The following is a 12,149-nucleotide window of genomic DNA, read 5'->3' as shown; positions in this document are numbered from 1 at the left end:
CGGATGCGTGACCACCTCGTTGCGGTCGATATCGGCACGACCAGCGCGCGCGCCGGCGTTTTCGACAGCAAGGGCCGTTTGCTCGCCAAGGCCAAACACCCGATCGCCATGTTCCGTCCCAGGGAAAGCCATGCCGAACATTCCTCCGAAGATATCTGGGCCGCCACCTGCCATGCGGTGAAAACCGCAATGGCCGAGGCTGACATACCCGCAGTCTGCATCGCCGCCATCGGCTTTGACGCCACCTGTTCGCTTGTCATGCGCGATGGTGACGGCGCGCCGCTGTCGGTCTCCACCACCGGTGCGGCAGATCGGGACACGATCGTCTGGCACGATCACCGCGCCATCGGCGAGGCCGAAAAGCTCTCCGCATCCGGCCATCATGTGCTGGATTTTTCCGGCGGCTCGCTGTCGCCGGAAATGGAAATGCCGAAGCTGAAATGGCTGAAGGAAAACCGCCCGGAAAGCTGGGCGAAAGCCGGCTTCATCTTTGATCTTGCCGATTTCCTCACCTGGAAGGCCACTGGTTCGGCGGCCCGTTCCCGCTGCACCGTGACCGCCAAATGGAACTATCTGGCGCATGAAAAACCCGGCTGGAAAAGCGACTATCTGAAGCTCGCCGGCCTTTCCGACCTGAGAGAGAAAGCCGGCCTGCCGGAAGGCACCGCCGAAGTCGGCACAAGCCTCGGAAAGCTGTCGAACCAGGCGGCCGCGGAACTCGGCCTTGATACGGATGTCGAAGTTTCGCCGGGCCTTATCGATGCCTATGCCGGTGCCTTTGGCGCACTGGCTGCTGCGGCAAGCGACGAAAAGCTCGAAACCAGCGTCGCGCTGATCGGCGGCACATCCAGCTGCATCGTCGCCTTTTCGCGCCAGCCGAAACCCGGCCGCAGCCTCTGGGGCCCGTATTACGAGGCGGTCCTGCCGCAACACTGGCTGGTCGAAGGCGGTCAGTCGGCAGCAGGTGCGCTGCTCGATCATATCGTTGAAATGCACGCAGCCGGCGGTGAGCCCTCCAGCGACCTGCATGGCCGCATCATCGCCCGCATCGCAGAAATGCGGGCCGAAGCAGATGGCGATATCGCCCCCAACCTGCATATCCTGCCGGATTTTCACGGCAACCGTTCGCCACTGGCCGATCCGCATGTGCGCGGCGTTATCACCGGCCTGACGCTCGACACGTCTTTCGACGGTCTCTGCCGCCGCTATTGGCGCACCTGCGTGGCGATCGCACTCGGCATCCGCCATATCCTCGATGCCATGGCAAGTTTCGGCTATCGGTTCGAGACCCTGCATGTCACCGGCGGCCATGTGAACAACCCGCTTCTGGTCGAACTTTATGCCGATGTCACCGGCTGCCGGGTCGTGGTGCCTCAGACCAGTGACGCAGTCCTGCTCGGCACCGCCATGACCGCTTCCGTCGCCGGCGGGCTGCATCCGTCGCTGTTTGCCGCCGGCAAGGCGATGCAGGCCGGCGGCCGCGAATATTTGCCCGATCCAGCCCGTAAGACGATCTATGACCGGGATTACCGCCGTTTCCTCACCATGGTCCGCCATCGCGAGGAATTGCGGGAAATGGCGTGAAGCAGCTGGCATGCGCTGACGACCATATCGCCAGCGTCTTTCATGATCATGTGCGGGACTGATCCTGCGATACCTCGCCCTCGCCCGGAAGCGGATCGAAGAACAGGTAGATCGCGCTGATCCGTCCGTCGCGGGCGATGATGAAGTCCGTTCCGGCATAGGACGGCGGCTGGCCGGGCGCACCGGAAACCCACCGCACCCGGCCTGCGGTCTCCTGCAGCACTTCAGCCGGGCCGAGTTCGCGATAGCGGAAATCCGGATGCGAGGCGCGGATCACGCCTGCGATCCGGGCGATCTCTTCCGGTCCGCGATAGATGCCGTGCGGCTCATGAAATTCGGCGTCCGGCGTGAAGATTTCGACGGCAACCGCCAGCCGGCGCGCATCGTCTGCCTCGCCGAAGACCTCCTGCAGGTTCCGTCTCAGCAATGTCGCAATATCGTTGGTCATCATCAGTCTCCTTGGGGAAAGCCACGCGTCCACCTGGGAGGATCGGGGACGCGCGGACGAGCTTCAACCTTCAGATCACAGGTGGATCAGATCTGCACCTGGCCGCCGTCGACGAACAGTTCGACGCCGTTGACGAAGCTGGCATCGTCGGAGGCAAGGAACAAGACCGCCTTGGCAATCTCTTCCGGCTGGCCGACGCGGCCGGCGGGGATGAGGCCGGCAAGATAATCCTTCGTGCCCTGTGCCTGGTCGCCACCGCCGAAAAGCTCGTTGAGGCCGGCCGTGTCCGTCACGCCGGGGCTGATGGCGTTGACGCGGATATGCCGGTCCTTCAGGTCGAGGATCCAGTTGCGGGCAAAGCTGCGGATCGCCGCCTTGGTGGCCGAATAGACGCTGAACGCCGGCGTGCCGGAAATGCTGGTGGTCGACGATGTCAGCACGATCGACCCGCCATCGCGCATCAGCGGCAGTGCCTTCTGCACCGTGAACAGCACGCCCTTCACATTGCTGTCGAAGGTCGACTGGTAATGGTCCTCGGTGATCGAGCCGAGTGCCGCAAATTCACCGCCGCCGGCATTGGCGAAAACCACATCGATATGCCCGTGTTTCTGCTGTACGGCATCATACAGGCGGTCGATATCGGCAAGCTTGCCCATGTCGCCCTGCACGCCAGTCACTTGCCCGCCGATCGTCTTTACCGCCGCGTCGAGCGCTGCCTGACGACGGCCGGTGACGAACACCGACGCGCCTTCCTCGGCAAAGGCCTTTGCGGTGGCAAGCCCGATACCGCTGGTGCCGCCGGTGACGATGACGACCTTGTTTTCGAATTTCCGAGCCATTGTCTTTCTCCTTTGATCTTGCGGTTCGTTTGCCGCTGGATAAAAGATGCATCCGGAACGATGATTTCGAAAGTCGGCAATATCGGCACTCATCGTTCCATATGGAGAACGATCATGCGCACGGATCTCAATGACCTCGCCTATTTCGCCGAAGTCGTCGCCCATGGCGGTTTCGCCGCGGCAGGCCGTGCTCTGCATGAGCCAAAATCCAAGCTGAGCCGTCGGGTAGCGGAACTGGAAGCGCGGCTCGGCATGCGGCTGATCGAACGATCGAGCCGCCGTTTCCGCGTCACCGATGTCGGGCAGATTTTCTACCAGCGCTGCAGGGCGATGATGAACGAGGCTGAGCAGGCCGAGGCCATTGTTGCAGAGGCGCGGTCGGAGCCGCATGGCCTTGTCCGCCTCAGTTGCCCCACAGGCCTGGTCGAGCCGATCACGGCTCTCGTCAACAGCTTCCTCGATCGTTATCCGAAAGTGCAGTTGCAGCTTGTCGCGCTTGACCGGGCGGTGGACCTGATCGAGGAACGCATCGATATCGCGTTGCGCGTGCGCACCGTGATCGACAGCGACGCATCACTCACCATGCGCTCGCTCGGCCATTCGATCCGAATCCTCGTCGCAAGCCCGCAAATGGCAAGCCGCATCGGCGACATCGAACAGCTGGCATCACTGCCGATTCTGGCAACCAGCGACTATGCCAGCGAACTGGAATGGCATCTGGAAACGGACGATGGCCGCAAGCACGCCTTCCGTCACGCGCCACGCATGGGTTGTGCGGATTTTTCGGCCGTCCGGGCGGCAGCGATTGCCGGGCTCGGCGTCGCCTTGCTGCCGGATCATACGTGCAGGAAGGCGCTGGAAGATGGAACACTCGTTCGCGTCCTGCCCGCCTGGCGTGGAGTTGCCGGCATCGTGCATCTCGTCTTCACCACACGCAAAGGCCTGCCGCCGGCCGTCAGAAAATTCATCGACCATCTGGCAGCTCATTTCCCGAAGGATGCGCTGGATGACGCAAGGGGAGTTATTCGGCACCGGCCTTGAGAGAGCCAACAAGCCGGAACTGCACCCCCTCCGGATGATAGGTCGTTTCGGCCTTGCCATGAAAATAGGACGCGACAATCTGGTTGTTGAGGCGCGAGCCGAAACCCAGCCGTGACGGCGTCGACACAAGCGGACCATCGATTTCGCGCCAGGAGAAGCTGAAGCTCTCGCCGTCCTGAACGCTCCAGTCTATCTGCACACGCCCTGTCTCGACCGAAAGAGCGCCGTATTTCAGGGCGTTGGTGGCCAGCTCGTAGATCGCAAGCGACATGCCGATCGCCTGTTCGGAGGTGAGCAGCGCAGCCGGTCCGGAAATCACCGCATGGTCCTTCTTCTCGACATGCGGAGCGAGTGCCGCCTCCACCACATCGCGCAACTCTGCGCCCTCGTCGGAGGCTGAGATAAGGCTCTGCGCCTGTGCCAGGGCCGAGATACGCCGGCTGATCGTCTCCCGCGCCTCGACAAGGCTGGTGGCGTGCCGCATCGATGCGCTGACCACGGCGTTCGTGACCGCCATCGTGTTTTTCACCCGATGCACGAGCTCACGGCGCAGAACCTCCTGCGTCCGCTTGGCACGCACGGTTTCCGTCGTCTCGACGACCGTATCCACCATGCCGGCTATGTCGCCCTCGTCGTTGCGAAGCGGGCTGTAGCAGAAGGTAAAATGCGCGAGCTCGTCATAGCCGTGGCGATTGATCAGCAGCTCGTAATTTTCGATATAGGTGGATTCGCCCTGATAGGCTTTCTCGGCGATCGGCCGGATCGCGTTCCAGGATTCCGCCCATATATCGGCAAACGAGCGACCGATAGCCGAAGGCTTGTTGCCCAATATCGGCAGGAAAGCGTCGTTATGGATGGTGACGAAGTCCGCTCCCCAGATCACCGCCTGCGGGAACTTCGAATTGAGTGTCGTTTCGACGATTGTCTTCAGCGAGATCGGCCAATCTTCGATCGGCCCGAGCGAGGTCTTCGACCAGTCGAAATCCGCAACGACGCGGCCCATGCGGCTATTGTCCCAAGCCCGTTTTTTCACATTCACCGAAAAACTCTGCCTCCATCCAGGACAACGAGCCACACCCCGGATACCAGGCCCGGTTTTGGACCCGCCGATCGCCGATATATGGCGCGTCGAACCGCAAAAACCAGCCCATTTTAAGGCCCTGCCTGTTCTGGGACAAGGCAAACGGTAACCGCCTCCATAAGGTCAAGGGTGCGGCAAGCCGGGTCGACACCAGCCCGGAGGACCTCCCCTTTCCATCAGCTTGTCCCGAACGCTTGTCCCGAACGCTTGTTCCGGCACCGGCGCCACCCTACATTCCCCCAGCCATTCGCCGGAGACCTGTCATGATCCTCGACGCCACCCGCCTCGCCCTTGCCAACCTGTTTGCCCCGGAAACGCGGGCAGCCTTCTGGAAGACGCTTGGGCTGACATTGCTCATCCTTGCCGGACTGTGGGTCGCGCTACGCGAGACATTCGCCTATTACATCTGGCCCTGGTTTGCGGATTTTTTCCCCGCCATGCCGGAATGGACGGGATGGCTGACACTGATCGGCGCGATCGCCGCAAGCATCGGCCTCGCGCTCGCCCTTGCGCTGCTGATCGCCCCGATCACTGCCCTGATCGCCGGCCTGTTCCTCGACGATGTCGCCAAGGTGGTTGAGACACGCGACTACCCCAACGACCCGCCAGGACAGGAATTGCCGCTCGGTCAGGCGATGATCGGCTCGATAAAATTCCTCGGCGTCGTCATCGTCGGCAATATCATCGCTCTCATCCTGCTGCTTATCCCCGGCATCAATCTGATCGCCTTTTTCCTGGTGAACGGCTATCTGCTCGGCCGTGAATTTTTCGAATTCGCCGCCATGCGTTTCCGCTCGCCGGAAGAAGCCCGCGCTCTGCGCTCGAAATATTCCTCTACCGTGTTCATGGCCGGCATCGTCATCGCCTGTTTCCTGGCGATCCCGATCCTCAACCTGCTGACCCCGCTGTTTGCAGCTGGCCTGATGGTACATCTGCACAAGGCGGTGTCGAAGCGTGATCCCGGCTTCAAACCCTATCCTTCGGCAGCGCCGATCACCTGAGGCGGCAGTTCGACGAGCGGCGCCGGAATATCGAAGGTCTTTTCCGGCGAGCGACAGAGATCGGCGATCACGCAGGTCTCGCATTCCGGCTTGCGCGCCTTGCAGGTGTAACGCCCATGCAGGATCAGCCAGTGATGCGCGTGGTAGAGATATTCCTCGGGAATGACCCTCAGGAACTGCTCTTCCACCTCGTCAGGCGTCTTGCCCGGCGCCATCAGGCACCGGTTGCCGATACGAAATACATGGGTGTCGACGGCAAGCGTCGGGATGCCGAAGGCCATCGACATTACCACATTGGCCGTTTTTCGCCCGACACCCGGAAGCCGCACCAGCTCCTCGCGCGTCTTCGGCACTTGCGACCCGAACTCGTCGATCAGCATGCGACAGAGCGCGATGACATTCTTCGCCTTGTTGCGGTAAAGCCCGATCGTCTTGATATGGGCGATCACCCCGTCCTCGCCCAGCGCCAGCATCTTTTCCGGCGTATCGGCGATTTTGAACAGCGCTCGCGTCGCCTTGTTGACGCCGACATCGGTTGCCTGAGCCGACAGCGCGACCGCCACCACCAGCGTGAACGGGTTCACATGCTCGAGTTCACCTTTCGGCTCCGGCCTCTGGATCGAGAAGCGGCGAAAGATCTCCACCATCTCTTCACGCGAATAGGCGGGCTTGAACCGCTTCGGTCTCTTCGCGGCTGCAGTTTTGGGTGCGGCGCGATTTGACTTCTGCAAGGTTGAAGTGCTGGATTTGAGTTTCGGAATGGCCATGAGATTGTATAGTCACGCACCATGATGGAAAGCAACGCACAGATGACGGACGACCCGCCGGTCTTTGCCGCCGAGCTCACGCCTTACCGGTCGCTCGGGCGGACCGGGTTCCGGCTGGTGCTTGCTTGTTCTGGAGCGGTCTGCATTCTCTATGGGGTTTTCTTCATGGCGACCGGCGCATGGCCGATCGGCCTGTTCCTCGGACTTGATTTCCTCGGCCTCTATATTGCGCTGAAACTGAGCTATCGCTCGGGTCGTCAGCGCGAGGAAGTCACCGTCTCCCGCCGCAATGTTTCGATCCGCAAATTCTCGCCCAGGGGAAAAATGGTCGAGCACCGTTTTAATCCCTTCTGGGCGCGTTTCAGTGTCGCTCGGCATGCCGAACTCGGCATCACCGCCATGCATCTCATCGGCGAAGGCCACCGCACCGATGTCGGATCGTTCCTCAACCCCGACGACCGCGAAAGTTTCGCAAGGGCTTTTCGGGGCGCGCTTGCCGCAGTGACCCGCAGATTGTGACGATGTGCCGAAGCGGCAAGAAACGGGTGGTATCCTTGCAAGGAAGAGGACAGATATGAGCGAAAGGAGAAACACCATGAATGCTCTCGCTCAATTCGCAACGCCGGCAAAAGACGTGACGCCGGAAGGCTCCGATTACGAGATCGTGCGCCGGGTGATCGAGATGATCACGCTCGATTATCGCGAGCAGCCGTCATTGGAGCTGATTGCTGCAGAAATCGGCCAGTCGCCGACGCAGCTGCAGAAGCTTTTCACCCGCTGGGCAGGCCTGTCGCCGAAAGCATTCCTGCAGGCCGTCACCATCGACCACGCCAAGCGCCTGCTCGGCCAGGAAGGCCTGCCGCTCCTTGAAGCCTCCTATGAGGTCGGACTTTCCGGCCCCGGTCGGCTGCACGATCTCTTCGTCACCCACGAGGCGATGTCGCCCGGCGAATGGAAGGCCAAGGGCGGCGGGCTGACGATCCGCTACGGTTTCCACCGCTCTCCTTTCGGCATCGCGCTGGTGATGGCAACCGACCGAGGGCTGGCCGGCCTCGCCTTTGCCGATGAGGGCGGCGAGCAGGAGGCGCTCGATGACATGACCCGCCGCTGGCCGAATGCAACCTATCTGGAAGATGTGCAGGCAACCCTGCCTTATGTCGGCCGCGTCTTCGACCGCTCGCAATGGCTCTGCGACCGGCCGCTCCGCGTCGTGCTGATCGGCACGGATTTCCAGATGCGCGTCTGGCAGAGCCTTTTGAAGATCCCCTACGGCAAGGCCGTCACCTATTCCGACGTCGCCAACGATATCGGCCAGCCGACCGCAAACCGGGCGGTGGGTGCCGCCGTCGGTGCCAACCCGATCTCCTTCGTCGTCCCCTGCCACCGCGCGGTTGCCAGAAACGGCGCGCTGACAGGCTACCACTGGGGCCTCACCCGCAAGCGCGCCATGCTCGGCTGGGAAACCGGAGGCTAACGGGACGGCACCTTGAGCCGGGGTCGGACATCATCCCGTTCAGGTGCGTGTCAGAATGCAAGTCCATCTGTCTGCCGCGACGGGCCAAGGCCTGTCCTGTGCGATCAGGTGGATAGGCAAGATGGCAAATACCCGCAGGAAAAGGCTGTTTCGCAATGGAGCAGCCGCAATTGGCCTCGCAGCACTCGGGCTCGGTGGTTATCTCGGTTTTCTACAGCTGTCGGGTAATTTCCACACCGTCATCGCCGGCGAACTTTACCGTTCGGCCCAGCCAAGCCCGCAGCAGATCGCCGACTATGCCAAGCAATATGGCATCCGCACCATCGTCAACCTTCGCGGCGCGGCCGAAGAATCGCGGTGGTATGACGACGAAGTCGCGACCGCCAATAGGCTCGGCATCAAGCATATCGATTTCGCCATGCTCGCCTCCCGCCAGTTGACCGCCGCCCAGGCGGACGAACTTGTGGCGATGCTCAAGGATGCACCCAAACCCATCCTTATCCATTGCCGCAGCGGCGCTGACCGCACCGGCCTCGTCTCCGTCATCTACAGCCAGCAGATCGCCGGCGTTCCGACGCATAAGGCCGAACAGCAATTATCCATCTATTTCGGCCATGTCGGCCTGCCGGTGGTCTCGGCGGCCTATGCGATGGACCAGACATGGGAAATGCTGGAACGCCATTATGGCCTGTCGCGCAAGCGGCTCGCCACTGCGAGTGTATCCGCGCCGCTATCCTGACATTGAGCAGCAAGGGGCCTTCACTGGCCCCCGATCCCGTTCTCATCCCAACTGCACGATATGTCCGGCCGAAACCTCGCGGTATTCGCGGACCGGCGGTATGTAATCGACACCACGGACCGGGCTCTTGATCTCGTCGGTCGCCATATTGCGCTTGATCGACCGGCGTGACGGATCAGGCACCGGCACCGCCGACATCAGCTTTTTCGTGTAGGGATGCTGCGGGTTTTCGAAAACCGCAGCCCTCGGGCCGATCTCGACGATCTCTCCGAGATACATCACCGCCACCCGGTGGCTGACGCGCTCCACCACCGCCATGTCGTGGGAAATGAACAGGTAGGCAAGATTGAGGCTTTGCTGCAGATCCAGAAGCAGGTTGCAGACCTGCGCCTTGATCGACACGTCGAGCGCCGAAACGGCCTCATCCGCGACGATCACCTTCGGGTCGAGCATTAGCGCACGGGCAATCGCGATGCGCTGCCTCTGGCCGCCGGAAAACTCGTGCGGAAAACGCTTCATCATGTCCGCCGACAGGCCGACCTTTTCAAGGAAGGAAGCCGCCTTGTCACGGGCCTGCCCCTTGGTCCCGAGCCCGTGTTCGACGAACGGTTCCATGACGGCCGAACCGATGCTCATCCGCGGATTGAGCGAGGCGAACGGGTCCTGAAAAATCATCTGCACCGACCGCCGCATCCGTCTCAGCGACGACTGGTCGAGCTTCATCACCTCGTAGCCATCAAGCACGACATTGCCGCTGGTCGGAGTGATCAGCCGTGTTACCGACCGCCCGGTCGTCGACTTGCCGCAGCCGCTTTCGCCGACAAGCGACAGCGTCTCGCCTTCGTGGAGATCGAACGATACCTTCTCCACCGCATGAACGGCGCCGGTCTTGCGGCCGAACAGGCCGGAATGGATGTCGAAACGCGTCGTCAGGTCCTTAACCTCGAGGATCGGCGTTTTGCTCTTCGCCACCGTGTCGATCACATCGGCGAGCGGCTGTTGCTCGCCGGTCTTGATGTCGATCATCGGGAACCGTAGCGGCAGCTTGCGCTCGCCCATCGAACCGAGCCGTGGCACGGCCGATAGAAGCGCCCGTGTATAGGGATGTTTACCGCGGTGGAAAATGTCGTCGGTCTCGCCGGTCTCCACGGCATCGCCGCGGAACATCACGATCGTCCGGTCTGCGACTTCCGCCACCACGCCCATGTCATGGGTGATGAACAGAACCGACATCCCCTCTTCTTCCTGCAATTGCTTGATCAGGTCGAGGATCTGGCCCTGGATCGTCACGTCGAGCGCCGTCGTCGGTTCGTCGGCAATCAGCAGTTTCGGCCGTGACGCCAATGCCATGGCGATCATCACGCGCTGCCGCATGCCGCCGGAAAACTGGTGCGGGTATTCGTCGAATCGACCCTTTGCATTCGGAATGCGCACCTTTTCCAACAGGCGCAGAACTTCGGCCTTGGCCTCCGCTTTGGAAATATCCTTGTGAACAGTCAACGCCTCGGCGATCTGCTTGCCGATCGGGAAGATCGGATTGAGCGAGGTCATCGGCTCCTGGAAGATCATCGAAATATCGTTGCCGCGGACACGGCGCATCTGCTCTTCCGGCAGCGACACCAGTTCCCTGCCCTCGAGGAACACCTGCCCCTCGAGACGGCTCGTCTTCTTCGGCAACAGCCGCATGATCGACAGCGAGGTGACCGACTTGCCCGATCCGCTCTCGCCGACGATCGCCACCGTCTCGCGGGGTGCGACATCAAACGAGATGTTGCGCACCACGGTTTTCCACTCGTCATTCACCCGGAACGCGGTCGACAGGTTCTTGACTGAGAGAACCGGAGTGACCGATCCGCCACCATGTTCCATTGCGTCTCCGGACAGCAGCATCGGCCTCTCCTTAGTTCTCTTCGTCGGGGTTGTTCGGATCAGGCCGCGAGTGCGGTTTCGGCAAGCGTCACCCAGTAGCTGACACCAAAGGGAATAGCCTCGTCGTTGAAGTCATAGGCGGCATTATGCAGGCTCGCCGTGTCTCCGTTGCCGATGAAGATGAAGGCGCCCGGCCGCTTTTCCAGCATGTAGGAAAAGTCTTCCGCACCCATATGCGGGGAAACCGCGCCATTGACCGCTTTCGGCCCCGCCACCTTGCCGGCGATCTCGATCGCGAACTCAGTCTCGGCCTCGTGGTTCATGGTGACCGGATAACCGCGTCGGTAAGTGATATCGACCGTGGCGCCATGCGCAAGTGCCGTCGCTTCGGCGACCGCCTTGAGCCGCGTCTCGGCGAAATCGCGCGTCTCGGGCAAAAGCGTGCGCACCGTGCCCAGAAGCTTGACGCTGTCGGGAATGACGTTGTTGGCTTCGCCCCCATGGATCGCGGCAACCGTGACGACCAGCGATTTCAACGGATCCATCTCGCGCGAGACGATCGATTGCAGCGCGATGACGATATGCGAGGCGGCGAGCACCGGGTCGATCGAGTTCTGCGGCTGGGCGGCATGGCTGCCACGACCGTTGACGGTGATCTCGAACACATCGGCGGCGGCCATGATGCCGCCCTTGCGGATGGCGAAATTGCCGACCGGCAGCCGCGGCTCGTTATGCATGCCGTAGACCTGCCCGATCGAAAACTTGTCCATGAAACCGTCGTTGATCATCGCGAGCGCGCCGGCACCACCCTCTTCCGCCGGCTGGAAGATCACTGCCACCGATCCCTTGAAGTTGCGTGTCTCGGCAAGATATTGCGCGGCGCCGAGCAGCATCGCGGTATGGCCATCATGACCGCAGGAATGTGCCTTGCCCGGTGTCTTCGACGCCCAGGGCTTGCCGGAGGTCTCGAAGATCGGCAGGGCATCCATGTCGGCGCGAAAGCCGATCACCGGCCCGTCACCATTATTGCCCTTGATGATGCCGACGACACCGGTTTGACCGATACCTGTCTCGACAACGTCGCAACCGAAGGATTTGAGCTTCTCGGCAACGAACCGCGACGTCTCGTGGACATCGTAAAGTAGCTCCGGATTCTGATGCAGATGGCGCCGCCATTCGGCGACATCATCCTGCATCTCGGCTACTCGGTTGATCACGGGCATTACGGCACCTCTTTGATTTTTCTCGGTTTCCCACTCTGACTGCGGAGGATATTGCGCCGTGATTGCAACCTTTTGCAAGCTTC

12 protein-coding genes are annotated in these 12,149 nt (G+C 61.5%); 6 read left to right on the top strand and 6 right to left on the bottom strand.

All coding sequences use genetic code 11. From position 1 onward, the window contains the following. Positions 1 to 3 precede the first annotated feature (3 nt). Complete coding sequence (locus AC2GXZ_RS01490; protein ID WP_483757352.1) at positions 4 to 1,584, top strand: FGGY-family carbohydrate kinase; 1,581 nt, start codon at positions 4 to 6, stop codon at positions 1,582 to 1,584. Between the two features lie 46 nt (positions 1,585 to 1,630). Here the strand turns inward: AC2GXZ_RS01490 and AC2GXZ_RS01485 are convergent, their stop codons facing one another. Continuing rightward, a complete protein-coding gene (locus AC2GXZ_RS01485; RefSeq protein WP_483757351.1) occupies positions 1,631 to 2,032 on the bottom strand; it encodes a nuclear transport factor 2 family protein in 402 nt (133 codons plus the stop codon). Between the two features lie 86 nt (positions 2,033 to 2,118). After that, a complete protein-coding gene (locus AC2GXZ_RS01480) occupies positions 2,119 to 2,871 on the bottom strand; it encodes an SDR family NAD(P)-dependent oxidoreductase (RefSeq protein ID WP_483757350.1) in 753 nt (250 codons plus the stop codon). Positions 2,872 to 2,985: 114 nt separating this feature from the next. Here AC2GXZ_RS01480 and AC2GXZ_RS01475 point away from each other — a divergent pair, with 114 nt between their 5' ends. Next, on the top strand, positions 2,986 to 3,912 hold the full coding sequence (locus AC2GXZ_RS01475; RefSeq protein ID WP_483757349.1) for a LysR family transcriptional regulator: 927 nt from the start codon (positions 2,986 to 2,988) through the stop codon (positions 3,910 to 3,912). On the opposite strand, the gene AC2GXZ_RS01470 is transcribed toward AC2GXZ_RS01475, so the two are convergent. After that, positions 3,893 to 4,915, bottom strand: coding sequence for a sensor histidine kinase (locus AC2GXZ_RS01470; RefSeq protein WP_483757348.1), 1,023 nt, complete (start codon positions 4,913 to 4,915; stop codon positions 3,893 to 3,895). The genes AC2GXZ_RS01475 and AC2GXZ_RS01470 overlap by 20 nt on opposite strands. Positions 4,916 to 5,256: 341 nt before the next feature. Here AC2GXZ_RS01470 and AC2GXZ_RS01465 point away from each other — a divergent pair, with 341 nt between their 5' ends. Beyond that, on the top strand, positions 5,257 to 5,994 hold the full coding sequence (locus AC2GXZ_RS01465) for a sulfate transporter family protein (protein WP_483757347.1): 738 nt from the start codon (positions 5,257 to 5,259) through the stop codon (positions 5,992 to 5,994). On the opposite strand, the gene nth is transcribed toward AC2GXZ_RS01465, so the two are convergent. Next, positions 5,967 to 6,761: an endonuclease III gene (gene nth / locus AC2GXZ_RS01460; RefSeq protein WP_483757346.1), complete on the bottom strand. Its 795-nt coding sequence runs from the start codon at positions 6,759 to 6,761 to the stop codon at positions 5,967 to 5,969. The two genes, AC2GXZ_RS01465 and nth, sit on opposite strands and share 28 nt — an antisense overlap. Positions 6,762 to 6,782: 21 nt before the next feature. Here nth and AC2GXZ_RS01455 point away from each other — a divergent pair, with 21 nt between their 5' ends. The 3 genes from AC2GXZ_RS01455 to AC2GXZ_RS01445 all read left to right on the top strand — a co-directional run bounded on the left by AC2GXZ_RS01455 (position 6,783) and on the right by AC2GXZ_RS01445 (position 8,974). After that, positions 6,783 to 7,280, top strand: a complete 498-nt coding sequence (locus tag AC2GXZ_RS01455) for a DUF2244 domain-containing protein (RefSeq protein ID WP_483757345.1) — start codon at positions 6,783 to 6,785, stop codon at positions 7,278 to 7,280. Positions 7,281 to 7,356: 76 nt separating this feature from the next. Next, complete coding sequence (locus tag AC2GXZ_RS01450; RefSeq protein ID WP_483757344.1) at positions 7,357 to 8,235, top strand: methylated-DNA--[protein]-cysteine S-methyltransferase; 879 nt, start codon at positions 7,357 to 7,359, stop codon at positions 8,233 to 8,235. A 121-nt stretch (positions 8,236 to 8,356) separates the two neighbouring features. Beyond that, positions 8,357 to 8,974 (top strand): dual specificity protein phosphatase family protein, encoded by a 618-nt coding sequence (locus AC2GXZ_RS01445; RefSeq protein ID WP_483757343.1) that lies wholly within the window; start codon positions 8,357 to 8,359, stop codon positions 8,972 to 8,974. Between the two features lie 42 nt (positions 8,975 to 9,016). Here the strand turns inward: AC2GXZ_RS01445 and AC2GXZ_RS01440 are convergent, their stop codons facing one another. Beyond that, positions 9,017 to 10,864, bottom strand: coding sequence for an ABC transporter ATP-binding protein (locus tag AC2GXZ_RS01440; RefSeq protein WP_483757342.1), 1,848 nt, complete (start codon positions 10,862 to 10,864; stop codon positions 9,017 to 9,019). 38 nt (positions 10,865 to 10,902) lie between these two features. Then, the gene (locus AC2GXZ_RS01435; protein ID WP_483757341.1) at positions 10,903 to 12,066 is read right to left on the bottom strand and encodes a M20 aminoacylase family protein; all 1,164 of its coding nucleotides are present in this window, start codon (positions 12,064 to 12,066) and stop codon (positions 10,903 to 10,905) included. Between the last annotated feature and the right edge of the window lie 83 nt (positions 12,067 to 12,149).

The sequence above is a fragment of the Aliirhizobium sp. YIM B11859 genome, assembly GCF_057163345.1.
The sequence above is the reverse complement of the archived record's forward strand: the minus strand, read 5'-3'. Positions and strand labels throughout refer to the sequence as shown.